This is a genomic window from Armatimonas rosea (assembly GCF_014202505.1).
Classification (GTDB): Bacteria; Armatimonadota; Armatimonadia; order Armatimonadales; family Armatimonadaceae; genus Armatimonas; species Armatimonas rosea.
This window is the reverse complement of the sequence record NZ_JACHGW010000002.1, coordinates 387,488-412,515: the sequence shown is the minus strand read 5'-3', so window position 1 is coordinate 412,515 and position 25,028 is coordinate 387,488. Positions and strand designations below refer to the sequence as shown.

At 61.2% G+C, this 25,028-nt stretch carries 27 protein-coding genes and 1 pseudogene; 15 read left to right on the top strand and 13 right to left on the bottom strand.

The features are described from left to right. Positions 1–10: 10 nt before the first annotated feature. The 6 genes from HNQ39_RS09810 (at position 11) to HNQ39_RS09785 (ending at position 5,547) form a co-directional block, all read left to right on the top strand. Positions 11–1,087, top strand: coding sequence for a multiheme c-type cytochrome (locus tag HNQ39_RS09810; protein WP_184194676.1), 1,077 nt, complete (start codon positions 11–13; stop codon positions 1,085–1,087). 194 nt (positions 1,088–1,281) lie between these two features. Then, positions 1,282–2,094 carry a DUF1559 family PulG-like putative transporter gene (locus HNQ39_RS09805; RefSeq protein WP_184194672.1) on the top strand — a complete coding sequence of 271 codons (813 nt, stop codon included), beginning with the start codon at positions 1,282–1,284 and terminating at the stop codon, positions 2,092–2,094. Positions 2,095–2,172: 78 nt separating this feature from the next. Then, positions 2,173–2,433, top strand: a complete 261-nt coding sequence (locus HNQ39_RS09800) for a hypothetical protein (protein ID WP_184194669.1) — start codon at positions 2,173–2,175, stop codon at positions 2,431–2,433. Positions 2,434–2,692: 259 nt separating this feature from the next. Continuing rightward, positions 2,693–3,505, top strand: coding sequence for a DUF1559 family PulG-like putative transporter (locus HNQ39_RS09795; RefSeq protein WP_184194666.1), 813 nt, complete (start codon positions 2,693–2,695; stop codon positions 3,503–3,505). Between the two features lie 78 nt (positions 3,506–3,583). Beyond that, the gene (locus HNQ39_RS09790; protein ID WP_184194664.1) at positions 3,584–3,838 is read left to right on the top strand and encodes a hypothetical protein; all 255 of its coding nucleotides are present in this window, start codon (positions 3,584–3,586) and stop codon (positions 3,836–3,838) included. Between the two features lie 20 nt (positions 3,839–3,858). After that, positions 3,859–5,547, top strand: a complete 1,689-nt coding sequence (locus HNQ39_RS09785; protein ID WP_184194661.1) for a tetratricopeptide repeat protein — start codon at positions 3,859–3,861, stop codon at positions 5,545–5,547. Here HNQ39_RS09785 and HNQ39_RS09780 read toward each other — a convergent pair. Beyond that, on the bottom strand, positions 5,544–7,178 hold the full coding sequence (locus HNQ39_RS09780) for a CRTAC1 family protein (RefSeq protein WP_184194657.1): 1,635 nt from the start codon (positions 7,176–7,178) through the stop codon (positions 5,544–5,546). The genes HNQ39_RS09785 and HNQ39_RS09780 overlap by 4 nt on opposite strands. Before the next feature lie 82 nt (positions 7,179–7,260). Here HNQ39_RS09780 and HNQ39_RS09775 point away from each other — a divergent pair, with 82 nt between their 5' ends. The 7 genes from HNQ39_RS09775 (at position 7,261) to HNQ39_RS09745 (ending at position 14,549) form a co-directional block, all read left to right on the top strand. After that, positions 7,261–9,069 carry an ABC transporter ATP-binding protein gene (locus HNQ39_RS09775; protein ID WP_221289938.1) on the top strand — a complete coding sequence of 603 codons (1,809 nt, stop codon included), beginning with the start codon at positions 7,261–7,263 and terminating at the stop codon, positions 9,067–9,069. Positions 9,070–9,267: 198 nt separating this feature from the next. After that, positions 9,268–10,284: a TolB-like translocation protein gene (locus HNQ39_RS09770; protein WP_184194654.1), complete on the top strand. Its 1,017-nt coding sequence runs from the start codon at positions 9,268–9,270 to the stop codon at positions 10,282–10,284. Between the two features lie 24 nt (positions 10,285–10,308). Continuing rightward, positions 10,309–11,289, top strand: coding sequence for a glycosyltransferase family 9 protein (locus HNQ39_RS09765; protein WP_184194651.1), 981 nt, complete (start codon positions 10,309–10,311; stop codon positions 11,287–11,289). 147 nt (positions 11,290–11,436) lie between these two features. Further along, entirely contained in the window at positions 11,437–12,336 is a 900-nt protein-coding gene (locus HNQ39_RS09760) for a nucleoside hydrolase (RefSeq protein ID WP_184194648.1), read from the top strand. A gap of 165 nt (positions 12,337–12,501) precedes the next feature. Next, entirely contained in the window at positions 12,502–13,560 is a 1,059-nt protein-coding gene (locus tag HNQ39_RS09755; RefSeq protein WP_184194645.1) for a serine hydrolase domain-containing protein, read from the top strand. Further along, a complete protein-coding gene (locus tag HNQ39_RS09750; protein ID WP_184194641.1) occupies positions 13,557–13,898 on the top strand; it encodes a tRNA-binding protein in 342 nt (113 codons plus the stop codon). The genes HNQ39_RS09755 and HNQ39_RS09750 overlap by 4 nt, the downstream gene beginning before the upstream one ends. An 18-nt stretch (positions 13,899–13,916) precedes the next feature. Then, on the top strand, positions 13,917–14,549 hold the full coding sequence (locus tag HNQ39_RS09745) for a hypothetical protein (protein WP_184194638.1): 633 nt from the start codon (positions 13,917–13,919) through the stop codon (positions 14,547–14,549). Here HNQ39_RS09745 and HNQ39_RS09740 read toward each other — a convergent pair. The 9 genes from HNQ39_RS09740 to HNQ39_RS09700 all read right to left on the bottom strand — a co-directional run bounded on the left by HNQ39_RS09740 (position 14,524) and on the right by HNQ39_RS09700 (position 19,848). Beyond that, positions 14,524–14,937, bottom strand: a complete 414-nt coding sequence (locus tag HNQ39_RS09740) for a hypothetical protein (protein WP_184194635.1) — start codon at positions 14,935–14,937, stop codon at positions 14,524–14,526. The two genes, HNQ39_RS09745 and HNQ39_RS09740, sit on opposite strands and share 26 nt — an antisense overlap. 9 nt (positions 14,938–14,946) lie before the next feature. Then, positions 14,947–15,450, bottom strand: a complete 504-nt coding sequence (locus tag HNQ39_RS09735) for a hypothetical protein (RefSeq protein ID WP_184194631.1) — start codon at positions 15,448–15,450, stop codon at positions 14,947–14,949. Further along, positions 15,447–16,718: a hypothetical protein gene (locus tag HNQ39_RS09730; protein ID WP_184194628.1), complete on the bottom strand. Its 1,272-nt coding sequence runs from the start codon at positions 16,716–16,718 to the stop codon at positions 15,447–15,449. The genes HNQ39_RS09735 and HNQ39_RS09730 overlap by 4 nt, the downstream gene beginning before the upstream one ends. Positions 16,719–16,725: 7 nt before the next feature. Beyond that, complete coding sequence (locus tag HNQ39_RS09725) at positions 16,726–17,259, bottom strand: gamma carbonic anhydrase family protein (RefSeq protein ID WP_184194625.1); 534 nt, start codon at positions 17,257–17,259, stop codon at positions 16,726–16,728. A gap of 12 nt (positions 17,260–17,271) precedes the next feature. Next, positions 17,272–17,796: a hypothetical protein gene (locus tag HNQ39_RS09720; protein ID WP_184194622.1), complete on the bottom strand. Its 525-nt coding sequence runs from the start codon at positions 17,794–17,796 to the stop codon at positions 17,272–17,274. A 103-nt stretch (positions 17,797–17,899) separates the two neighbouring features. Beyond that, positions 17,900–18,115, bottom strand: coding sequence for a hypothetical protein (locus HNQ39_RS09715; protein ID WP_184194619.1), 216 nt, complete (start codon positions 18,113–18,115; stop codon positions 17,900–17,902). Positions 18,116–18,169: 54 nt separating this feature from the next. Next, positions 18,170–18,460: a hypothetical protein gene (locus HNQ39_RS09710; protein ID WP_184194616.1), complete on the bottom strand. Its 291-nt coding sequence runs from the start codon at positions 18,458–18,460 to the stop codon at positions 18,170–18,172. A 186-nt stretch (positions 18,461–18,646) separates the two neighbouring features. Continuing rightward, on the bottom strand, positions 18,647–19,033 hold the full coding sequence (locus tag HNQ39_RS09705) for a nuclear transport factor 2 family protein (RefSeq protein ID WP_184194613.1): 387 nt from the start codon (positions 19,031–19,033) through the stop codon (positions 18,647–18,649). Next, entirely contained in the window at positions 19,030–19,848 is an 819-nt protein-coding gene (locus HNQ39_RS09700) for an SMI1/KNR4 family protein (RefSeq protein WP_184194610.1), read from the bottom strand. Before HNQ39_RS09700 ends, HNQ39_RS09705 begins: the two co-directional genes overlap by 4 nt. A gap of 56 nt (positions 19,849–19,904) precedes the next feature. Here HNQ39_RS09700 and HNQ39_RS09695 point away from each other — a divergent pair, with 56 nt between their 5' ends. After that, positions 19,905–21,872: a DUF5722 domain-containing protein gene (locus HNQ39_RS09695; RefSeq protein ID WP_184194607.1), complete on the top strand. Its 1,968-nt coding sequence runs from the start codon at positions 19,905–19,907 to the stop codon at positions 21,870–21,872. Between the two features lie 95 nt (positions 21,873–21,967). Here HNQ39_RS09695 and HNQ39_RS30540 read toward each other — a convergent pair. From HNQ39_RS30540 to HNQ39_RS09685, 3 genes and pseudogenes are all read right to left on the bottom strand, one after another. Beyond that, a pseudogene (locus HNQ39_RS30540) lies at positions 21,968–22,156 on the bottom strand (ACT domain-containing protein); the annotation flags it as partial. Positions 22,157–22,189: 33 nt separating this feature from the next. After that, positions 22,190–22,321 carry a hypothetical protein gene (locus HNQ39_RS30255; protein ID WP_281380217.1) on the bottom strand — a complete coding sequence of 44 codons (132 nt, stop codon included), beginning with the start codon at positions 22,319–22,321 and terminating at the stop codon, positions 22,190–22,192. 3 nt (positions 22,322–22,324) lie between these two features. Further along, positions 22,325–22,897, bottom strand: coding sequence for a hypothetical protein (locus HNQ39_RS09685; RefSeq protein ID WP_184194604.1), 573 nt, complete (start codon positions 22,895–22,897; stop codon positions 22,325–22,327). Positions 22,898–22,955: 58 nt separating this feature from the next. Here HNQ39_RS09685 and HNQ39_RS09680 point away from each other — a divergent pair, with 58 nt between their 5' ends. Then, positions 22,956–25,028: an adenylate/guanylate cyclase domain-containing protein gene (locus HNQ39_RS09680; protein ID WP_184194601.1), complete on the top strand. Its 2,073-nt coding sequence runs from the start codon at positions 22,956–22,958 to the stop codon at positions 25,026–25,028.

Sequence of the window (25,028 nt, the reverse complement as noted above, 5' to 3'; positions counted from 1 at the left end):
ATCCGGCAAGATGCGATACCGTGCTGCCCTTCAAAGAGCTCTCGTGGTGGGGCTCCCCGTTCTCTTGGCCGTGATGGCCGGGTGCCTGGGTGACCCCAGCCTGACTCCCTCGTCGCCCAAGCCCACCCCGGCGGCGGTGACCTTTGTGGGCAACGCCGCCTGCGCGGAGTGCCACCCCGATATCGCCAAGAGCCATAGCCAGAGCAACCATGCCCACACCCTAAGCCTCCTCACCCACGACGAGGCCGGGGTGCGCCTCCCGCCCCTCGGCAAGATCGGCAGCTCCGAGTTTGTGCTCCAAAAAGTGGCGGAGACCCTCACGGTCGCGATCCCAGGCCTCTCCCAGGAGACGGTCCCCCTGGAGCTCGCTCTGGGCTCGGGCAAGACCGGAGTCACCTATGTCGCCTTCCTCGACGAGAGCAAGATGGCGGAGTTTCGGATGAGCTACTTCCCGGCCAAGTCAACCTGGTACATCACCCCCGGGCAGGAGAAGCTCGCCCCCGGCTCCCTTGGCAAGATCCACTCCGCCGCCAACGCCAAGAAGTGCCTGCTCTGCCACGCGGTCAGTGTCCCCGACCCGGTCGCCCTCCCCGAGCGCCGCTTCTTTGGCGTGGGCTGTGAGTCCTGCCATGGCTCGGGCACCGCCCATGTCGCCGCCGCCCGCGCAGGGAACTACACCCAAGGCAAGATGGAGTCCCTCGGCAAGCTCCCTGCCCGTGAGCTCAACCTGCGCTGTGGGAAGTGCCACGGGACACCGGAGGATGTGGCTGCCGCGCACCTGCCGGGCGATGTGACCAACCGGATGCAGACCTACGGCCTCATGGAGAGTAAGTGCTTCCAAAAGAGCCCGGAGACCCTCTCTTGCGTGACCTGCCACAACCCCCATGAGAATGCCAAGACACAGCCTGTTTTCTACGAGCGCATCTGTTTAAAATGCCACTCAACACCCGCATCAAATCAAAAAACATGTCCTATAAATCCCAAAACAAACTGTGTTTCTTGCCATATGCCTCTTAGGAAAGCGCTCTCAGGGTCGGATATACCGATGAAAATGGCAGATCACAAAATCAAAATTCCTGAAAAATAAATTTAGTTTTTCGAAAAAATCGCTTTTCTTAACTAAGTATGGTATAGAATCACTTAACGCTGGCATCAGTTACAATACTTTGAAAAATCTCATACTCATTCAAAGCCTCTGAATCAATGATGACCTAAAATCACCCAGCGTCGGGCGTACGATTTCACGAATTATCGTACGATTTTCTACTGAAAAGGTTCTAAATGACTCGTCTTTCTTCTCAAAAAAGAGCGTTTACGCTCATCGAACTCCTGGTCGTTATCGCCATTATCGCGATTCTTGCTGCCATTCTCTTCCCCGTTTTTGCACAGGCACGTGAGCGCGCCCGTGCGATCTCCTGTATCTCCAACCTCAAGCAGATCGGGCTTGGGCTGATGATGTACTCCCAGGACTACGACGAGACCCTCCCCGTGGCCTTCCCGGCAAACCCGCCCATCAACGGTGGCGGCCAGGCGGTCACTCCCCTAGAGTCCATGCTGGAGCCCTACACCAAGAACACCGACATGTGGAAGTGTCCGAGCTCCCGCGCCAAGGCCGGAGCCGGCTACGGTCTGGGCAACTACTGGGACGGTCGGTTCAACAACGACCCCAAGACCCGCACCTACAGCTCCGTGGGACGCATCAACACCCGTGAGGCAGGAAACAACACCGACCAGAACACGGGCATGTCCAACTGGGGTGGAACTCCCACCGCGCTCGCAGCCATGACCGCACCGGCGGAGACCATCGAGGTCGTCGATGTCAACGGCGGCGATGTCAACTACGGCTCGCCCTGGGGCTCCCTCTTCACCGGATGTGACACCTGGAAGCTCGGCGGACGCAAGGCCGGACAGGACGCCACAACCTCGGGTGGCTGCGACTCACAGTACGCCAACGCAGGGACCTCGGGACACTTTGAGTCTGGCAACTATGTCTTCGCCGACGGCCATGTCAAGGCACTCAAGTGGGGAGCGGCTCGTGCAAACGACTTCTACCTCTTCAAGAACAACAAGAGCACCGCGGTCTTCGTACCGTAGCTCGTCGTAACGCCACAAGAAAAGACGCACCGCCTCCCGGGGTGGTGCGTCTTCCGTCTTCTGAAAGACCCCAACTCCATGACTAACTCCCTTAAGCTCTCCCTCTTTGTCGCCGCACTGACCGTGCCCTGTCTCGTAGGCTGCCAGAAAGGTGGCGATGTTGTTAAAGACGACCCCAAGGCCATTGCAGCCGATGCGGCGAAGGCAGGTAGCAACGCGGCTCCCGCTCCCGTTCCCCAAGGGGCTCAGGGCCAGATGAGCGATGCTCTCAACAACCCCAACACCCCCCCCGAGGTCAAGGCAAAGATCCGAGCACAGATGGGTGGCGGCGGCCGCTAGCCCCCCATCGTCTCTTATTTTTTTCTCAGCCCGGGCCCACCAGCCCGGGTTCGTTTTTTTCTGGCGCACCGAAATTTTAATACAAATTTCATACGCGTCATAGACAGAACTTGATTGTCATGGTATAAACCATCCTTAAGCCAGAACCCAAAAAACGCTCAGAGTAGCGTCTCATCTAAGAAGATCAAATCCACTCGGTGATAGGCGTCGCAGGCTTGGGATCACGCACTAATCCTTGGTTTTTTATAAGAGGTTTAAAATGACTCGTCTTTCTAATACACGAAGAGCTTTTACGCTTATTGAGCTCCTCGTTGTTATCGCCATTATCGCGATCCTTGCCGCGATTCTTTTCCCCGTTTTTGCACAGGCACGTGAGCGCGCCCGTGCCGTCTCCTGTATCTCCAACCTCAAGCAGATCGGGCTTGGGCTGATGATGTATGCTCAAGACTATGACGAGACCCTGCCCGTGGCCTTCCCGGCAAACCCGCCCATCAACGGTGGTGGCCAGGCCGTTACCCCGTTTGAGTCCATGATCGAGCCCTACACCAAGAACACCGACATGTGGAAGTGTCCCAGTGTTCGTGGTAGCGCTGGCGCAAACTATGGCCTGGGCAACTACTGGGACGGTAAGTTCAACACGGCCCCCAAGACCCGCACCTACAGCTCCGTGGGACGCATCAACACCCGTGAGGCAGGAAACAATACCGATCCCAACACCGGTATGTCCAACTGGGGTGGAACCCCCACCGCGCTCGCAGCCATGACCGCACCGGCAGAGACCATCGAGGTCGTCGATGTCAACGGTGGCGACATCAACTACGGCTCGCCCTGGGGCTCCCTCTTCACCGGATGTGACACCTGGAAGCTCGGCGGACGTCAAGCGGGCCAGGATGCAGCGACCTCGGGCGGCTGTAATGCTCAGTACGCGAGTGCAGGCACCAAGGGTCACTTCGACGCCGGCAACTATGTCTTCGCCGACGGCCATGTCAAGGCACTCAAGTGGGGAGCGGCTCGTGCAAACGACTTCTACCTCTTCAAGAACAACAAGAGCACCACGGTCTTCGTCCCGTAGCTCGTAGGAAATCACTTTCCACAGACGCACTGCCCTGAGCGGCAGTGCGTCTTTACTCTGTGAAAAGGAAATGTTGACATGACAAAAACACACAAGCTCTCCCTGATCATCGCCGCACTGGCCGCCCTGAGCTGCCTTGTGGGCTGCAAGACCGAGCAGGAGCCGGTTAAGGACGATCCTAAGGCGCTTGCCGCAGATGCTGCCAAGTCCGGAGGTGCCCCCGCGCAGCTCCCCGCCGAGGCTCAGGGTCAGATGAGCAAAGCGCTCAACGACCCCAATACCCCGCCTGAGGTCAAGGCAAAAATTCAGGCACAGATGGGTGGCGGGAAGTAGTTTCGAGATACACTCGAAGTATGTCTTCTCCCTCTCCGCACGCTTCGTCTAAGGCTACATCGCGTCAGCGCCTCCGCTGGCTCGGTGTGGCCTTAGTTCTTGCTACCCTAGGACTCGGTAGCCGCTCCCTGGTTCAGGCCTACCACGCGACCTGGCTACGGGAGTCCTACCTGGACGACCTAGAGCTCTACACCCGGCGCGCCCCCACCGATGGACCGGCGCTCGCCCTGCTCGGGGGACGGCTCGCAGAGGTCAATCGCTTTGGAGAGGCCGCCGATGCCCTGGGAAAGGCGATCCAGACCGGGATGCGCGATGAGCTCCTCTGGCGTACCTGGGCCGCCTGCCTCACCACCTCAAACCAGCGACCCGCTGCCCGCTCGGTCCTTGAAGAGGCACGCAAGGGCGGTGCGGATAAGCCGGAGGTGGTGGAAGAGGCACTGAAGCGAGCGGAGGCACTGCCCAAAGGGGCAAGCGATATCGAGGTCGCCAAGGCACTCTGTCCCAATGGCCCCAGCGAGGTCAGCCAGCGCTACTCCCTGGGAAGCTACCTCAATAGCTACTTCGACGGCCAAGCCCGCCGGGACCGTGCCCACAGCGGCTTTATCTACCGTGAGCGGCTCGCCCACGCCAACCCCGACTCGCTGGAGGCACAGCTCCTCTGGGCCGAGGCGCTGGTGCGCAACGGCCGCTACCGTGATGCGGAGCAGGCCGCGCAGAAGGCTCTCACCCTCGCCCCCGACTCGCTGGAGGCACAGCTTGCCAGCGCCGATGTCCTCCTCGCGGGGGGTGCGGGCGTCAAAGCGGCACTTGCCTACAAGAAAATTCTCGCCCAGCGCAAGGACTGGCTCCCCGCCGTGGTGGGTCTGGGACGCGCCGCGACCCTCCTCAAGCTCCACCGGCTCGCGCTGGAGAACCTGGAGAAGGCCAGCAAGCAGGACCCCAAGAACGTCGAGGTCTGGATCGCGCTGGGGAAGGCCTACTTCTACCAGGGCCTGCGCTACGATCTCTCGCTAGCCGCCTACCAGAAAGCCGCGCAGCTCGCCCCGGAGCGCACGGACTTCTTCACCCCCATGGCCGATGCCCTGCGCGCCAACTACAAGCCTGCGGAGTCCGAGGCCCTGCTGCGCCGTCGCCTCGCCGCCGCCCCCCGCGATGCCCAGGCGCACTACATGCTGGGCTACCACCTCACCACCCAGCAGAGCAGCCCCGCCCGGGTCGCGGAGGCCGAGCAGCACCTGCGCCTCTCCCTCCAGCTGGAGCCCGATGCGATCTCCGCAAAGCAGGCACTCGCGCAGATCCTCCTCGATAAAAACGATCCCAAGCAGGCCGCCGATGCGGGAATTCTGCTCAATGAGGTGCTCCAGGCAAGACCGCGCGACATCAGTGCCCTGCGCCTGATGGCCCTGGCCTACCGCAAGATTGGCAAGCCCGACAAGGCCAAGGAGATTCAGGAGGTCGCCACGGAGGTCTCGCGAATCGATGACGAGGTACGGCGCTTGGTGGAGCAGGAGCTCGCCCACCCCGCCGATATCGCCATCCACGAGAAGCTCGCGCTACTCTACCAGCAGACCGGCGAGCTGGAGAAGGCAAAGCAGCAGATGGGCATGATCCAGATGCTCAAGACCCACCCCGAGCAAGCCGCCCGTGGCCTCCAAGCCCTGATGGACGCCACGATGCGCGAGACGGCCGACACGCCCAAGAAGCCCTAGTGCGGCGCTTGGGCGGGTGCCAGCGTGAGGTACTTCCCGGTGGGGAAGCCCTTCCAGGTCTCGCTCTTGCCAGAGGGCCAGCGTACCGTGAGGCTCTCCACCGTGTCCTTGCCCAGCCCAAAGTGCACGCGAGAATCCGAGGCGCTCAGGTAGGAGCCGGCACTCTGGCACTGGCGCACGCGGGTCTGGCCACTGGCGAGCTTGAGGGTCAGCACCGCGCCGTAGCGCCCACCGCAGTCAAAGCCCACCCAGCCTTGGGGCGCACTCTCGTTGTGGAGGAGGAGGGGCTTGCCCTCGCTATCGACAATCAGGACGTCCACCCGACCATCGTTATCGTAGTCCCCCACCGCAAGACCGCGCCCCACGATCGGGGGGAGATTTCCGATTCCCGAGGCCTGGCCCGCATCGGTGAAGAAGCCCTGCTGGTTGTGGAGAAATAGGGTCTTCTGGCGGTAGGTCGTGTCCTCGATCAGCTCGATATTGTCCTGGACATGGCCATTGGTGACAACCAAGTCCAGCCAGCCGTCGTTGTCCGCATCGAGGAACTTGGCCCCAAACGAGACATACGGCAGCGCCGCCTGGCCGATCCCGGATGCATTGCTCTTGTCGTTAAAGGCCTCATCGCCCTCGTTGTGGTAGAGGTTCTTGACCTCATTTCGGAAGGTCGCCACAAAGAGATCGAGCTTGCCGTCGTTGTCGTAGTCGCCCCAGTCGATCCCCATCCCGCCGTGGACCTTCCCCTCGGAGTCGGTGGCGACCCCGGCAGCCTGGCCTGTGTTCTCGAACTTGCCCCCGCCACGGGCGCTAAAAAGATCGCCCGGTGCTTCGTCGTTGGCCAGCGCGACACTCACGAGGCCCTTGCCATGGATATCGGCAAACGCCACCCCAAGCCCGCGCCCGTTCTGCGTCCCAAACCCCGCCGCCTGCGAGATCTCCGTGAAGCCCTTGCCCGTGTTTTGCCAGAGAGTCCCCTTCAGCCCGATATAGCGTGTCGGCCCGCAGGAGCTCAGCACCTCGCCGTGCTTCTCCGTGCGGAACTTGCAGAGCTGTGGCTCGGTCTTGTCGTTAAAATCCGCGTAGTTGGCGATATACAAATCCAGCTTTCCATCGCCATTGAGATCCGCAAACCCGCACGATGTCCCCCAAGGCTGCGGCTTCAGCCCCGAGCTCGCGGTCACGTCTTGGAAGCTCTTCCCCCCCTCGTTGTGCAGCAAGCGTCCCTCACGGTACCCAGAAATATACACATCGGCGAACCCGTCGCCGTCGTAGTCGCCAACCGCGCAACCCAGAAAATAGCCCGATAAGCTCCCTAAAACCGTGGAGGTCACGTCCGTGAACTTGCCCTTGCCATCGCCGGCAAACAGCGCCGGCTTGGGACCCACGAGCAAGATATCTAGGTTTCCGTCGTTGTTGAAGTCGAGGAACGCACAGCCGTTGCCGATGGTCTGCAGGATATTGAGGGGACGCTTGCCCGGCGCGGTCCATGCGTACTTCAGACCAGACGACTCCGCAACCTCGACAAACCTTGCGCCCTCCGGCGGTGGGGGGGCAGCTGGCGGCTTGGCGGTGTTCTGGCAGCCAAGAAGACTCAACGAGAGCAGACCGAGAAAACTGCGGCGTTTAAGAGACATATCCCCCTATTCTATCAGTACCGTCCTGGCCATAGCCGACCCTAAAAACAAAAGTTCTCTTAAGTTGCGATACAATCTGCGTATGGGTTTTCGTATGGGAGGGCCAGGCGGGCCGGGCGGAGCGCCGAAGAAGCCAAATCCAGAGACCGTCAAGCGTGTCTTTGCGACCTTTATTCCGTACCGACGCCAGCTCGCCTTTATTGTCGTGCTGGTGCTGATCTCCGCACTCCTGGGGCTCTACCCGCCAGCCTACCTGCGGCGCATTGTCGATGAAGGCTTTGGCAAGCAAGACTTTGGGATTGTCACCCAGTTCACGCTCCTGACACTTCTCATGACGGTCGCCTCCAGCGGCTTCTCGCTCTGGTTTGGCTACCTCTCGGTGCTGGTGGGCCAGAAGATCATGCGGGACCTGCGGCTCCAGCTCTTCGACCACCTGCAAGGGATGAGCCTTCGCTTCTTCACCAGCACGCGCACCGGAGAGATTCAGTCCCGCCTGATCTCCGATGTTAGCGGCGTCCAAGGGGTTCTCTCCGACACCATCGCCAACTTCCTCAACAATGTCACGGTCGTGATCTCCACCCTGATCGCCATGATCTTGCTGGACTGGCGGCTCACCCTGCTGGCGCTGAGTATCCTCCCGGTATTTGCTATTGTCTCCGCCAAGCTCGGAATGCGAATGGGCGAGATGCGCAAGACCGCCGCGGGCCAGAACGCCGACCTCTCCGCGACGATGCAGGAGACTCTCTCGGTCTCGGGGGTACTCCTGACCAAGACCAGCGGGCAGCAGGCACGGACCCTGGCCAAGTTCGCCAAGGAGAACGAGGCGCTCACCGCGACCCAGGTTCTCCAGTCGACCATCATGCGGATCTTCTTTAGCCTGATCCCGCTGACGTTCTCCCTCACGCCCGCGCTGGTCTACTGGCTGGCGGGCTACTTCATGGCACACGGCGAGTCGCAGCGCCTGACCGTCGGGCTGATTGTCGCCTTCACCGCGCTCCAGGGCCGGCTCTTCTTCCCGCTGACCAGCCTCTTCAATGTCCAGGTGGAGGTGCTCACCGCGCTGGGGCTCTTTGAGCGCATCTTTGAGTACATCAACATGAAGCAGGAGATCCGCGACCCGGAGCCCACCGATGCGGTCGCGCTCAAGCCCGAGGAGGTACGCGGCGAGGTGAGCTTTGAGAATGTGTCGTTCGCCTACGACGACGACAAGCAAACGCTCTCGGAGATCACGTTCACGGCCAAGCCGGGACAGCTGGTCGCGCTGGTCGGGCACAGCGGCTCGGGCAAGACGACGCTCACCTACCTGATTCCCCGCCTCTACGATGCCGACTCGGGGATCGTGCGAATCGACGGCCACGAGATCAAGCGCCTACCGCTGGCCACGCTCGGGCAGGCAATCGGGGTGGTGACCCAGGAGACGTATCTCGTCCACGACACGATCCGTGAGAACCTGCGCTACGGCCGCCCCGATGCCACCGATGAGCAATTGATCGCCGCCGCGCAGGCCGCCGCGATCCACGACCATATCGCCAGCCTCCCCGCCGGCTACGATACCGTGGTCGGGGAGCGCGGCTACAAGCTCTCGGGCGGAGAGAAGCAGCGCATCGCAATCGCCCGCGCGATCCTCAAGAACCCGCAGATCCTGATCCTCGACGAAGCCACCAGCGCCCTAGACACCCAGAGCGAGCGGCTGATCCAAGACGCCCTGACGCGCCTCTCCGAGGGCCGCACGACCTTTGCAATCGCCCACCGTCTCTCGACCATCCTCGCCGCTGATCTGATTCTGGTGATGGAGGCCGGAAAGATTGTCGAGCGCGGCACCCACAGCGAGCTCTTGGAGCAAAATGGGGTCTATGCCCAGCTCCACGCCGCGCAGTTTACGGTGGAGTGAACCATTTGTCGAGACAGAGAAACTAAAACGCCATGCGCACCAAGACCAAACCCGAACAACAAGTGTCCGGGCTTAAGAGGGCGACGCTCGCCTTCGCGAGCAGTAAGCTCGGTTGGCTGCGAAGGCAGCCGTCGCCCTCTTAAGCCGGAGGACTCGTTCCTCCGGACTCGCGTGGTTCCCATAAGGTACTATTGCTCCATGCGCACCAAGACAAAGCTTCTCGTCGCCGCCCTCGGTTTTGTCACAGCCGTCACCGGCGTGGCGGTTCGCGTGGCCTCGCCCCCACGGCTCGAAAGCGCGGGGCAGAAGCTACCGTCTCTGTCTTATTTTAGCTGGCTTGGGTTGGAGGAAGTGGTCAGTGCCCAAGGCATCTACAACCTAAGGACACAAAAGCTGCGCCCTCTGCCACTAGAGATCTCTCCGTACGGGATGGTAGGGATGGGCAGTGTGCGACCAGCCAAAAGCCTCTCTCCACCTGCGACCTTTCGTGAGCAGTCTCTCCCCTCGCCCGATGGCAAGTGGCTTCTCTACCCAGAGACCCTTATGGATGTAAAGGGGCTTACCCATAAAAGCTACGCTCTGGTGCACCCCGACGGCAGTGGTCTGCGGCGTATCCCCGTCACAAACAACGGCTTGCAGAGCGCTCCGCTCTGGCTCCCGGATAGCTCCGGCTGGCTCGTCTGGCGGGACTTCACGAAAGCAAGCCCAGGGCACAACACCCAGCTCTATAGCGTCCTTCCCAAGCCCCCCGAGCCGCAGACATCGTACGTATCCTGGCCAATCCAGATCCAAGACGACGGACGCTTTCTCTTTTATTGCTACAGTGGTAAGGAGTCCCTCCAACTCTGTGAGCGCGACAGAGCGCGGCCGTGTGAAAATGTCGTGGTGCACGACAAGCTCCTCACCGGGCAGCTACACCACTTTGTGATGAGCCCCGATAGCAAGACAGTCTTGATTAGTCGCGCCGTCCCCCAGCAGCTCCCCGAGCAAGGGACCTGGGAAGTGCTCCTCAAGCGGAAGCTACCCATCGCTTTCAATGAGCTCTGGCTCGTCGCCCGCGATGGTAGCAGCCGGCGCTGTCTTGTGCGCGAGCCACTCACCGAAGAAAACGCTGCAGCCTCCTCCATGGGCTTTGAGATGTTCTTCTCCCCTGACAGTAAGAAGGCACTGGTCACCCACAACAGATTTCCAAACATGTTTGTGATCTCCCTCTAGAATTTACGGTAAAGTGGGCGAAAGATGCCTAAGAGAATTGCCGTTGTCACCAAGCACAAGTACATGGGCGACACGCTCATTGTTACTCCGCTCCTGCGGGGGATCAAGCAAGCCTACCCCGAGAGCCACGTGACCCTGATGGCGGGCGGCGCGGCGGTGCAGCTTCTCGAAAACTGCCCCTACACCGACACGCTCCTGGCCTACAAAAAAGACGATGGCCTCTTTGCGCTCGCCCAGAAGCTTGCCAAGCCTGACATTTGCTTTCTCGTGGACCGCTCGTTTCGTGCCGCGATGCTCGGGGTGGCGTGCGGTGCCAAGCAGCGGGTCGGCTTCAACGCCGAAGGGCGCGGGTTTATGCTCACGCACCGGGTCCCGTATCTCTGGGACAAGCGCGAGATTGTTGCCTATTTAGACCTACTGCAAGCCATTACCCCCGGCACCTACGATCCCAGCCCCATTCTCTGGGTCAAAGGCGACGAAAAAGCCGCCGCGCAAGCTAGATTAGCACCCGAAGGCACATGCTTTATCGGGATGCAGCCCGGTGCCAACGACCCCTATGTGCGAGAGTGGAAGGCCGAGCACTACGCCCTTGTCGGGGATCGGCTGAGTGAGACGCTCGGGGCGCGGGTGGTTCTCTTCGGCACCGATACCGAGCGCAAGGCGGCGGAGGCGGTCGAGGCGGCGATGCGCCACAAGCCCCTGATGCTGGCGGGAAAGACCAAGCTCCGCGAGGCCATGGCCCTGATCTCCTGCTGCGAGCTCTGGATCGGCAACGATGGTGGCCTCCTGCACCTTGCCGCGGGTGTCGGCCTGCCCACCGTGGGAATCTTCGGCCCGACCAAGTACACCCGCTGGCACTACGACGGTCCCCGGCACCGGAGCCTGGTCTCTCCCCTCGCCGAAGGAGTCAAGCCCACCGACGATGCCATCCGCGCGGCGCTGGACGCGATCACGCCGGATCAGGTAGAACACGCAGCACGGGAGCTGTTATCGCTCCCATTATGATCGCCCCGGTTAGAGCGGGGCGTCAACGAGCCTACGGCTGGAAAGGCCTTCGGCCATCAGAAAGCCCTATGGCCGAAGGCCTTTGCGGCGGAGCTTGCGACGCCCGTTGACGCCCCGCTCCAACCGGGGCGATAAAAAGAATACACCATGACACCATTGATCTTTGATACCGACATGGGCAACGATGTGGACGATGCCCTCGCCCTTGCGGTCTTGCACAGCCTCCAGAGCCGGGGCGCGTGCAAGCTTCTCGCAGTCACGCTCACCCGAGTCGATCCCTGGTCGGCGCGCTTTACGGACGCGGTCAACACGTTCTATGGACGCCCCGAGACTCCGATTGGGGTCAAGCGCGACGGCAAGCCCGGCGACCCGAGCGCTTATCTCAAGGTGGCCGAGAAGTTCCCCCACCGGATCAACCCGGACCGCGCCCCGGATGCTGTCGAGCTGCTCCGCAAGACCCTCCAGTCCCAGCCCGATGGCTCGGTCGCGATTGCTCAGGTCGGCTTTTTCTCCAACTTAGCGCGACTTTTGGACGATCCCAAGGACCGTGAGCTGGTCCAGCGCAAGGTCAAGCTCCTCTCGATCATGGCAGGGGCGTTCGCAACCGTTGATAGTAATAATCACTTCTGCGAGTACAATGTCACCCAGGACATCCCCGCCGCGCAGAAGCTCGCGCAGGGCTGGCCCACCCCGATTGTCTGGGGCGGCTTCGAGATCGGCTACGCCCTGCGCTACCCGGTCAAGAGCATCGAGCAGGACTTTTCGTATGTCCCCGCCCACCCGATCCCGCTGGCCTACAAGGTCTACTGCCAACCGGGCGAGGAGCGCCCCTGCTGGGACCTGGCAAGCTGCCTCTACGCCGCCCAGCCCGACCGGGACTACTTCGCGCTCTCTCCCCCCGGCCAGGTGACAGTCGAGGGCGATGGCTTCACACGCTTCACCCCCAAGAACGGAGGCCGCGACCGCTTCCTGATCCTGGACCCCGTCCGTAAGGCCCGCGTCCTCGAAGCCCTCGTCCAGCTCACCAGCCAGCCACCCCAAAAATGATGGAGGGGTCGGGGCCTGAAAGTCCCACCACCCAACGGGTACCCGGGGCAACGCTTCGCGTCAAGCGGGCCGAGCCCGCACCGAGGAAGCATTCTCCGCGGGCTCGGCCCGCTTCGCCGAAGGCGGTCCTAGACGGGGACTTTCAGGCCCCGTATAATGGCACGCATGAAACAGACCTCTCTTCAAGCCGCACTGCAGCACTGGCAGGAGTCCGTCTCTTTTCCCGGGGCAAGCCTTGGTATCGTGCGCGGCGATGAAGCGCCGCAGGGGCTGGTGATCGGCTGGGCGGACAAGGAGCGCAAGATCCCTCTCAAGCCCACCGACCGGATGCTCCAAGGGAGTGTCGGCAAGACCTATGTCGCGGCGGTTGCGCTCCAGCTCGTGCAGGAGAAGAAGCTCGTCCTCGATGAGAAGCTCTCGGTCTACCTGGGGAAAGAGTCCTGGTTTTCACGCCTGCCCAACGCCGCCGAGCTCACGATCCGCCAACTCATGAACCACACCAGCGGGCTCGTGCGCTTCGAGTTCAAAGACGAGTTTATCCGCGACCTGCTCGCCCACCCCGACAAAGTCTGGAAGCCCGAGGAGCGGTTAGCCTATATTTTTGACACCAAAGCCCCCTTCGCCGCCGGCCAGGGCTGGGAGTACTCCGACACCAACTACATCGTGCTGGGCATGGTGATCGAGCACACCACGCGGTCAACCTACTACGACGAGGCAAAAAAGCGGCTCCTGAAGCCCTTCCAGCTCAGCGACACCCTCCCCTCGGACCGCCGCCGGATTCCCCGCCTGGTGCAGGGCTACGCCGGAAAAGACAACCCCTTCGGAGGCTCCGATACCATGCTCAAAGACGGCCAGCTTGCCTTCAATCCCCAGGTGGAGTGGTGCGGCGGTGGCATGGCATCCACCGCCAAGGACCTCGCCCGCTGGGGTAAGCGGCTCTATGAGGCAAAGGCGTTCTCGCAGGAGCTGCACGAGGAGCAGGTGCACGGGGTTCCCGCTCAGCTCGGACCTAATGTCACCTATGGCCTGGGGACCATGATCCGCCCCACACCGCTGGGAGTTGCCTGGGGCCACAGTGGCTACTTCCCCGGCTACCTCACCGAGCTCCTCTACTTCCCCGAGCACAAGCTCAGCATGGCTCTCCAAGTCAATACCAGTGTCCCCAAAACGCTTGGCAAGCCCCTCGTGCGGCAGCTGATCGAGCTCGCGGAGCTGGCAAAGTGAGCAACGACCTGACCTGGGAGGAGTTCGAGCGCGTGGAGCTGCGTGTCGGGACCGTTGTCCGTGCCGAGGCCTTCCCCGAGGCGCGACGGCCCGCGATCAAGCTCTGGATCGACTTCGGGCCGGAGCTGGGCGTGCGCAAGTCATCGGCGCAGATCACGGTCCACTACACGCCCGAATCGCTCCTCGGGCGTCAGGTGATCGCCGTACTGAACTTCCCCAAGAAACAGATCGCCTCATTTATGAGCGAAGTTCTCGTCACCGGCTTCACCGACGAAACCGGCGCGATCATCCTCGCCCAGCCCGAGCGCCCTGTACCTAATGGCACCCACTTGGTCTAATCTCAGATAGAATAGGCCATGAGCGAGCGGAGTATCGCCTTTTATGGCGCTCTGAGCCATACGGCCTGGGGTATTGTCCCGGTAATCGCCGCCGTCGCGCTGGGGTTTGCGGCATATCGTGTGGAGCTGCGCTGGCGACAGACCCGGCACCGCGAGCTGCTTCTCGGCTTAGTCGGTATCTGGGTCTCGCTACTCACCAGTCTCTGGCTGGTCTTTGCCGGGGTCTTTCACGTTGCCTGCGCGGCCACGAAGGCCAACGAGACCCAGTGCCTCTCGAATATGAAGATGCTGGGAACCGCCGCGGTGATGTACGCACAGGATCACCACGAGACACTTCCCCCTGCCGAAAACTGGGAAGACGCTCTGAAGCCGTATCTAAAGACGCTACCCAAGTGCCCGTTGTCGAAGGGAGAGGTGGGCTACGCGATGAACAAGGCTCTCAGCAAGAAAAAGCTAGAGGAGCTAGAGCGTACCGCCGACGTTGTGCTCTTCTTCGAGAGCGACAATGGAACGACAGTCTCCCAGAGGCGGCACGGGAGCAGCCTAGGCTTCACCTTCGCCGATGGGCACGCCAAGCGCCTCTCGGAGAAAGGCCAGAAGATGCTCGTTTGGGAGGGTTCCATGACTACACCGACGGCGTCACCGCGATAAACTCCATGCTCTGGGCCAGCACCCAGCCGTCCAGCCCGTACGACGATGCAATTTCAAAACCGCGCACGTCGTTTGCACTCAGATAGGCTTCCAGAGTGGGAGACGGGCTCCCCTCCACCCGAGGCCAGCCGTAGGGGCGACCGGCGTCTAGGAGTGCTTGGGCTTCCTCCAGAATGCTGGAAACAGCGACTTCCTCGATATCAAAAAGGAGGTTCGTCAGGGTGTCCTGCTTGAAGTGATACGCAAAGACCCCACGAAAAACCACGTCGGTGTACTCAAAAGGCGCACCAAGCGCGACATCGCGAAACTCCGTGTGCAGGCGAATCTCGCGCCTCTCGCAGAGCACTTCGTAGGAGATCAGAAAGTTATCGTGGACCGAGAGCTCCATCGTTTATCGTTATCCTTTACGCTGTTTGGACTTAGCCCAGATAAACTTTTCGTCGTGGTTCAGTAGGAAAGCCTCACCAGACTCAAACACAAAAACGGTGTCGTTGCCCTGGAAAAAGAGGTCGTCGTACTCATGCAGGCGTGTCGCGACGGTTTGAGACGAACAGACAAAAGGCAGGCGAGCGCTTGGGACGAAGCCTGGCCGCCACGAGGCATCCGGGATCACGACAACCCTCCCCGTGGGAGAAAAGCCGGTGTGCTCTAAAAGTACCCGGTAGATTTCATCGTCGCTGACGACCTCGGGACGGTGAAGCTTGTGCACTAAAGCATGCTCCCCAGGTCGGTGGCAGCCAGAGTCGCAGGAGAAATCCATCCTTGCCCCGGCATCCAAGAGTGCCTGCCAGAGGTGATCCCAGTGAAGGCCTCGCTCTAACGAAATGTAGGGCTTTGCTTCGGGGAAGAAGTCCCGAGTCAGGCGAATGGCTTCGATAAACTCGGGACAGTCTCCGGTCATTTCACAGTGATCTTGGCGATGACGCACTCGCCGCGGCCTTTGGAGTTGGCGCGGCTCTGGATGGTCCAAAGGTCGGTGCGGTTGTCGCCGTCGAGCACGGTGCAGGAGTAGTCACCCCAGGCAACCCCGTCGGTCGCGCCCTCGCCCTCCCCGAGGCTCTGCACCGGGCGGGTCGTGCCCTTGGGATCGCTGGCCTTGCGCGTGGCGTAGCGCGGGCTGATGAACATCTCGGGGCCGGCCTCCTGGAAGCCGATCAGGACATCGTTGTTTTTATTGACCGCGATCGTGGTCTGGATGTAGCCATTGGTCGGGTGCGCGATCCGCCCGCCCTGCACCTCGGCCCCATCGAGCGTGAACTGGTGCCACTGCACGGCGGCGCGGCCCTCGAAGCTGACCACGTGCGAGAACCAGAGGTGCTTGTTCTGGATCACCAGGTTCTTGGGATTCCGATCCCCCGATGACGTCTTCTGCGGAGTCCCTTTTTGCGGCGACTGCGGCGGCCAGCCAAAGTGCGTGAAGCCATGGGGCTTGCGGACCACCGACGCGATCTTGGGCGTCCCATCGCCCGCATCGGTGACGCGGGTCAGGACGATCTCGCTCTCGGTCAAGTCCACGAAGTAGAGATCGTCGATGGGGTCGAGCGTGTTGACCGGGTGCCCGAGGCTGCCGGCAAAGTGCCAGGCCGTGGCGGGCTTGCCGGACTTGAGCTCCGCCATCTTCATCACAATCGTCCGCTCCGGGCCACCGGGGAAGCTGTAGCCAAACCACTTGCGGCTGTAGCCATTGCCCCCGCCATCGACCGCCTGCGTGATCGAGATCGGGTAGGTGTTCCACGCGCCACGCGGGTCGGATGTCTCCGAGACCGAGATATTGACCGGCTTGGTCTTCTCCTTGTCGTAGTACCACCAGAGATCGAAGGCAAAGACCTTGTTGTGGACATCGAAGAAGAGCTTCGGGTCGATGCCATCGTTGAAGGCTTTCTGTGAGACCCCCTGTAGATAGTTGCCTTTTTTATCGTAGATGACCAGGCCACTGTTGGTACCGTGGAGCACAAAGCCGCCGCCCACCGCGATCTGCGGGTCGACTTGACGGTTGCCGTCCATCGAGCCATCGAAGGCAAAGACCCCATTGACCGTGCGCGGGTTGCCGCCCTGCCTGCGCTCCTTGGCCGTGCCGTTCTTGTTGAATGTCTCGTTGCGGATCGGCGTGATCACCTCACTGCGCGCCGGTCTGTCACTTCGTTGTTGGGACTGTCTTGAAAAAAGCATACGCCGATTATACCGTGCGCAAGTAGTTGTCTTTGGTCTGGATGTAGTGCTCCGCCGAGTAGCGCAGAAACGCAATCTCGTCGGCGGTGAGGGGCCGAATCTTAACCGCGGGGCGTCCCAGGTAGAGAAACCCGCTCTCCAAGACCTTCCCCGGCGAGACCAAGCTCCCCGCCCCGAGCATCACATGGCGCTCGATCACGGCGTTGTCCAAGACAATCGAGCCCATCCCCACCAGAGACTCGTCCCCGATCGTGCAGCCATGGAGAACGCACGAGTGCCCCACGGTCACGTACTCCCCAATGGTCAGCGGCGCGCCCTTCGAGCCGTTGTAGCCGACATGGGTAACATGCCCCATCGCCAGGTCCTGGAAGTTGGTCCCCTTCCCGATCACGATCTTGTGCACATCGCCGCGCAGCACCGCGTTGCACCACACCGAGACATCTGCCCCGAGAGTCACATCGCCGATCACCTGCGCGGAGTCGTGCACAAAGACCCGCTCGCCAAGGGTCGGGTAGGTTTCGAGATAAGAAGAGAGCGCCATAGTGACTAGATTCTACCGGACACGATTGAGGGTTGGTTGTTTCCCCGCACGAATCTCCGCTTTCCACTGGCGAAGCTGCGCAGCATGACCGTCCATGAGCGCCTTGAGGGAAGCAGGTTGCCCCGGTTTGGGCGTCGCCCAGAAGGCTGCGACCTCGTCCAGAAAGTCCAGCACCGCTTGTTTTTCGCCTTTTTTCAGGAGCTCCTGCGCCAAGGTCATTGTCGGGCCGAAGGAGCTTAGCTGTGGCGAGCCGGGGGTCTTCCCTGCGGCAAGCAGATAGCTCTTTGCCGCGGCAACTTTCCCCTCGCGTAGCGCCACCAGCCCCAAGAGCTGATTGGCTTCGTAGACCAGGTTCCCGTAGTACCAGGCTTTCTTGTCCGTGTTTTTCTGGAGAACCTCACGCGCGAGCTTGCTTGCCCCCGGGATATCTCCTGCCTTGAGGGCTTGTTGGGCCTTGCCGTAGAGCTCCTGGACACGTGTCTGCGCCTGTGTACTGGGAGTGCACGCCAGTAAAGAGACAGCTAACAGCGAAATCATCGCAACCGGTTTCATACAAAAATCCTCCACGCCAGACGTACCTGCCCGGCAACGTCGTCTCAGACTCTTGTCTTGGGGATTCGGTTGCACCCCCTCTCCGACTCTACACGCCTGTCTCTGCATAGCGGTCAAAGCGATTGGATAGGATCAAGAAAGTTGGGGCCCAGAGCCCGACAAAGATGCCAAAACGCTCGGCGTGTGCTTGGGTATCGGCCTCTTTCCCCCCCGTAAAAAACCAGATCGCGATAGAGCCGATGATCGAGGCGAACCCTAAAGCGAAACAGAGGTTGCTGAGTTGTTTGAGCTGAGTTTTATTCATATTCTCTCCAAGCACCTCCTATGACGCTTTTCCGGTGTGGTTCCCCTTTTGGGATTAGTTCTTGATACTCCACTCCAGAAAGGGAGGTGAGAGCTTCGTGATTTTGTCGCAGGGGCTCTCATCCCCTACACCCACTCGTGGGCCAACGGGAGCAAACTCGACATCGATTTTAATGTAGGGACAGCGCTGGGAGACATAGCGCCGCCAGGTGCGCGACGAGAGCCCGCCCTCCGTGGTGAAGGTATTGAGCAGCTCGGCGCGGGTCATGCCCACCTTGAGCTTCTGTACTTCCTGGAGCACCTGCGCGACTTTCTTGGTGAGCTCTGTGTCGTAGGACGGTTTCAAAGGTACCTGCATATGATTCGTCTAACGCCTCCATTTTGGTTCGCCCAATGAAATTAGGCGTCATCAGTAGCCTGCGGCTGCAAAGCCCGTGCCGGGCTAGGGAGCTAAGTTCGGTAGCCCGGCACGGGCTTTGCGGCGGAACGCCACTGCAGACGCCGGTTTCGAACCGGCGGCAACCGATCCATTTTACACAGGCTCAAGGGGTTCTGTCAGGTGCTTGCGGCTCTCAGGGGCGGGATACGGCTCGGGCCAGAACTCGACCAGGCGCGTGATCTTGCCATCCTTGATCGTAAAAAATGAGAGTGCTCGGGCGTTTTGGACGCCATCGGTCACGGACACATCGCTGACGGCCTCGGTCTCGCTGGCGACAATCTTATGGATCGTGAAGCGCCACGGGCCATGGCTCTCGTACTCCGCATTCATCTGGGCAAAGCGCTCCGCCCCGCGCAGGCGCTCGCCCGACTGCGGCCACTCCAGCACGAACTCCGGGGCGAGGACCTCGGCCACGGAGGAAAAATCATTGGTAGCCATCAGCTCCCAGAAGCGCCGCACCACCCCTTCACTTGAGCTCATGAGGCATAGTCTTCCGCGGGTCGAGCGGCTAGTCCGAGCTCTGCACAGGCGGCGAGTACTGCACTCTGGCGCTTGGCGTCTACTACCAACAGATAGCTCTCTGGAGGAAGCTCGAGGAAGCGTAGCGCCGTCCCGGGCAAGAGGTCGCGGAGCTCGGAGTACCGACGATCACTCTCACGGACAAAGCCACGAGGAACGGTATTGGGACTGAGCCAAATCCACTCCGGCTGAGCCTTTGTCCCCAGCTGGGCGCGATAGACGGGATACCCATGGTTCGAAGAGCTCGGTGGTTCAAAAGTGATCTTCAAATGAGCTTCGAGAGTAGCAACCAGTGTAGCAATCTCCGCAACGGGTGTGAGGACAACTCCGGAGGGGGCGTCGTACTCCAGTAGCGCCAGATACGCTGCAAAGCTCGGGGCGAGCTCAAGCTGCTCATCGCACTCCACATCAATATAGGCGACAGCAGGCTCTTGCGAGCGATCGCGATAGTCGAGACACAGATACCAGTGCCCATCGCCGTCAAAGGGAATCAAGCCCTCAAGAGGGAAGCTCGGCGCATCGTCTAAGTGATCCCAGTCGACGTCCAGCAGGTTGGGATAGTGGGGGCCGATTCCACGAATCACGTTGTGCACCAAGTCAGGAAGACCGTAGCGAATGTAGCCCCCATTCTGGACCTCCAGCAGCGCAAGGTACTCCGCCGGAAGAGTGACGCCAAGCCGCTGCTCCGCCTGCGCCACGAGCTCAGGAGTGAGCGTGGACTGAAGATAGGGCAAGAAGGCAGGCGGGCGCCAGATGGTCAGTGGGGTTGCTTTCATGGAACGAAGTATAGCCAAGCCCATGGATCGAGACAAGTAGCACCGTATAATCAGCTATGGAAACTCCGACGCCGCTTGCCCGCATCCGTGCCGATGCGCAGTCTCTGACCTTTACGATTCGCTCCAACCACCAAGTGCCCCGCCAGCTCTTCGGGCAGGGTGTCGGGGCGGCGGCGTGGGAGACGCTGGCGGTGGAGCGGATCGCGGGGAAGGACTTTACCCTCCCTCGGTTCGATAGCGCCGGGCGGGATCGGCTGTTCTGGCGCTTCCGAACCAGTGAGACCGAGGCGTCGCAGTGGGTGACGGAGCTGGCGGAGACAGCGACGCGGACAAGCCCACTGCCGTGGCCCAAGAGCATCAAAGGGGTTCAGTGTGTCGTAGACCGCGCCGATGCCGTGGCGCTCGGGGCCAAGCATGTCGGGATGAACCTCAGCATCCGCGAGGTGCTCCTGCCCGCAGTTGGCGGCCCCTACGGCGGCCCGGTGGAGTTTATGGAGGTGGACGGCGAGAAGATTCCCTTAGCCGCAGGAGCACTCGCCCGCTACGACGACGAAGTCCGGGCGTTCACCCAGGCCGGGATTCTGGTGACCGTGATCTTTCTCAACTACTTCCCGCGCGACGCCGCCGACGGTGACCTGCTGATCCACCCGCACTGCGACAAAAAAGGCGCGGCCAACCCCCTCTCGGCGTTTAACCTGAGCAACCCCAAGAGCGAGCGGCTCTACCGGGGGCTCTTGCAGTTTCTCGCCAAGCGCTGGACCGAGCCCGAGGGGCGCTTCGGGCGGGTCGGGGGCTTCATTATCGGCAACGAAGTCCAGAGCCACTGGCACTGGTACAACCTGGGGAAGGCCACACCCGAGACGCTCGTGCGCGAGTACGCCGATGCGCTACGCCTTGCCTGGCTCGCGGTCAAGAGCGCCCACCGCGACCTCAGAGTCTATGTCTCGATGGACTACTACTGGACCGACCGCCACGAAGCGCCGGACCGGACGATGCCCGGTCGCCAGCTCATCGACGGTCTCAATGCGCTCGCCAAGGCCGAGGGGGACTTCGACTGGCATGTGGCACATCACCCGTACCCCCAAGGGCTCTTCGATCCGGTATTCTGGGACGACGAAGACGCGGGCCTGGGCTTCGACACGCCGATTGTCACCTTCAAGAACCTGGAAGTGCTCCTCGCCTATCTCAACCAGCCCGGCCAGCGCGTCAAAAATGCAGCGCGGCGGGTGATCCTCTCCGAGCAGGGCTTCAACTGCAAGGGCAGCGGCGAGCAGGCCGAAAAAGTCCAGGCGGCGGCCTATGCCTACGCCTTTGAGAAGGTGCGGCACATGCCCGGAGTCGATGCCTTTATTCTCCACCGCCACCAGGATCATCCGGCAGAAGGGGGCCTCAAGCTCGGTCTGCGCGACCTAGAGGGCCGCCGCCGCCCGATGTGGAGTGTCTGCCAGAAGGCCGAGACCTCCGAGTGGGCCGCCACGATCGCGCCGCTCTTGCCGCTCACGGGCCTCAAGAGCTGGGACGATGCCAAGCCCACCACAAAACGCATCGGGGAGCGCTCCGGGGTCGGGGTGGAGAGCCTCTATCCTGGCGAGGTGGTCTGGGATGGGGTCAAGCAGCTCTGGACGGCAACTCCCACCAACTGCCTGGACTGGCGGCAGGCCAAGGAGAAGACCAGCACCGGCAAGCGTGTCCCTGGCCTCTTCCAGCACCCGAAAGCGGTCGGAGTGGCCGAGGCCAGCTTCCCCGTGACACTCCCCAAGGCCACGCGCCTAACACTCCGCTTCGAGGTGCTCAACAGCGCCAAAGAACCCGCGCCCCGAGGCATCACCTTCGGCGTCCGCATCGACGGCAAAGAAATCTGGAGCACCACGCTCACCGACTGCGGCAAGCCCACTCCCCACGCGCTGGACCTCACGCCCTACGCCGGCCGCGCGATCGCGCTCACCTTCACCACCAACGCCAACGGGAAAGAAGCCTACTGCTGGGCCACCTGGCTCGCCCCCGCGATTCTCGCCGGGCAGTAAAATACCCGTCTCCCAGAGAGAGCGCCCCGAGGGCGCGGAAACGGCTTGGTTTCTGCGCGTCCTCGGGACGCTCCCAAAATCCGAGGCGGGGACTTTTAGCCCCCGCCGCAAATATGCCCAGCCGCCTCCAGCGCGGCGACGGCGGCGGTGAGCTGGGTCTCTTTCACCAAGACGTAGTCGGTGTCAAACGTGGAGAGGGCGAAGATGGGGACCTTGGCAGCGGCGAGGGCGGCGAGAATCCCAGTGAGCGAGAAGTCCAGCGGCCCGGCGACCTTGAGGGCACGCCAGCCCCGCTCGCAGGGGACACCGCTCGGGGCCTATGTCTCCTCCGTGACCAGCGAGAGCTCCTCACCCGTGCGAATCGCGGCGAAGAACGGCACTTGCGGCAACGGAGCCGAGGCAGGGAGCTTCCAGATCGCGTAGGTTTCGGGGAGCAGGGCTAGGTTCATACGCTAAGCTCCCTGACCCTGTCGCCACCAAGGAGCACTTGTCGGTGAGGCTCCCCCTGCCACTTTTGCACGCTCGATTGTCTCCAGAAAAGCGGTACGAAGCTCTGTATCGGGGAAGGCCGAGGGAGGAAGATACCAGTCCTGTCCTTGGATACGAAACCAGAGAAACTCTCCATGGATCTTCCCAAGGCACTCAATCGCACTCCACTCGTAAAGGTGCTGCGAGCCCGTGAGCTTAAAGCGCACTCCCTCAGGCTCCAGGCTCATTGTGTAGCTCTCCGTGACAGGATACTGAGCCAGACCATCCTGAATCAGCTTCGCGATCGAGCGGCGCGTGTAGATAGCAAGATAGAGACTCACAACCGTGAAGCCCAGTAGCCCACCTGCGAGCAACACTCCAACCAACTCTAACCAGTTAGTCAGCAGGCGTAGCCCCAAAAGCCCTACAAAAACTCCCGCCACCGCTCCGACAGTCTTTGCTTGCCGACACTGGTCTCGGTAGGTCTCTCCCTGCACATACGAGTGGTACCAGACTTCCCAGTCCTCTTTTGCCCAGCGCCAAGTTACGGTATGCATTTTCAAGTCCAGTGTACAACAGCTTCTACTCCAAAACCTTCTGTGGTTAAATACTGCCATGTCCTCTGAAACCACCGAGCGACGTCGGCTCGCGGCCATTATGTTTACGGACATGGTGGGCTTCAGCAAGCGGGCCCAAGAAAACGAGACCGTTGCCTTGGAGCTCCTTCGCACCAGCCAGCGCCTCCAGCGGGAGAACTTTGCGCTCTTCCACGGCCACGAGGTCAAGTCCACCGGCGACGGCTTTCTGGCAGAGTTTCCCAGTGCCCTCCAGGCGACCCAGTGTGCTATCGCCTTTCAGAGAGCCCTCCACCAGCACAACACCACCCAGCCTGTCAGCCATGCCTTCCAAGTGCGTATTGGCATCCATGTCGGCGAGGTCGTGCAGCGCGACAGTGACATCTACGGGGATGGGGTCAATATCGCCGCTCGGATCGAGCCGCTGGCTGTCGGGGGGGGCATCTGCCTCTCTGAGACCGTCTACGCGCAGGTGCACAACAAGCTTGAGGAGGCGCTCGCCCCGCTGGACTCTCCCAAGCTCAAGAACATCGACATGCCTTTAGGGGTCTACCGGGTCCTGCTTCCCTGGCAAGAGCCCCTTCCTGCTGACCCGGTCAAACCGAGCCCAAGCCGACGGAAGCTGCTCTCGCTGGGCGCGGTCGCCGTGTCCGCGCTGGGGAGCGCAGGCTGGCTGCTCACCCGTCGGACCAGCCAGCCCAAGACACCGCCAGCGAGCGTGGGAGAGCCCCCCGATCAAAAATCGGTTGCGGTCTTGCCGTTTGTCAACATGAGCGCCGATAAAAGCGACGAGTACCTCAGCGATGGAATGACCGAGGAGCTGCTCAATGCCCTCGCCAAGGTCCCGAACCTCCGTGTCCCGGGTCGCACCTCCTGCTTTGCGTTCAAGGGCAAGAGTGGGGAAGCCATCTTCCGCGATGTCGGTGAGAAACTGCACGTCCGTTTTGTGCTGGAGGGGAGCGTCCGCAAGGCAGGCAAGCAGCTCCGCATTACTGCACAGCTTATCAAAGCGGCAGACGGCTTCCATGTCTGGTCGGAGACCTACGACCGCGAGATGACCAACGTCCTCACGATCCAGAGCGAGATCGCGGGGAAAGTCGTCGCCGCGCTCAAGGGCAAGCTCGGTGTCGACGATGCGCAGCAGCTGGCCAAAAAGCCCACGAAGAGTATTCCCGCCTACGAGCTCTATCTCAAGGGACATCGTGCCTTTTTAAAGAACACCGAGGCGGGCTGGAAGGAGGCGCTCAAGTATTTTAAGCAGGCGATCCAGCGTGATCCCGGCTACGCACTGGCCTACACCGGGCTTGCCGATACCTACTCCTGGGCCGGTATCGCGCTGGTGGAGAGTCAGAAAGCCTGGGCAACGGCAAAGGAGCTGGCGCAGAAAGCCCTCACCCTCGATCCTAACCTTGCGGAGGCGCACCTCTCGCTTGGCATCGTTCTCGCCAGCACGTTTGACTGGACGGAAGCCGAGAAGGCTCTCCGGCGGGCCATTGCCCTCAATCCTAACCTTGCCTTTGCCTACGATCAGCTGGGCTGGGTTAAGACCGTCTGTGGAGACTTCGACGAAGGGCTCTCTCTCATCCAAAAGGCAACCGAGCTAGACCCCCTCTCCGCCTTGTTTCACGCGGACTATGCCTTTTATCTGGAGTATGCCCGGCGCTACGATGAGATGATCCTACAGGCAAAGAAGGCGCTGACGATAGATCCCAACTTCTCGTTTGCCTACCATCTCCTAGGCTGGGCGGAGGTCTGGAAGGGCAACCCTGCCGCCGGGATTGTCCACTTTGAAAAGGCAAGAGCTCTCGATACCCAGCCACAGTTTCTGACGGACCTCGGCTACGCCTATGCCCGAATCGGCGAGCGTGCCAAGGCAGAACAGGTTCTGCGGGACCTAGAGACCCAAGCCCAAACGCGCTTTGTGGCCCCTGGTCTCCGTGCCATGATCTACCTCGGACTGGGAGAAAAAGAGAAGGCACTCGACTGGCTGGAGAAGAGCTACGACCAGCAAGACGGCTCGTGCGGGAACTTCAAGGTCGATCCGCTCTTCGATAGTATCCGCAACGAGCCGCGCTTTCAGGCACTGCTGAAAAAGATCAAGTTTCCTGATTAG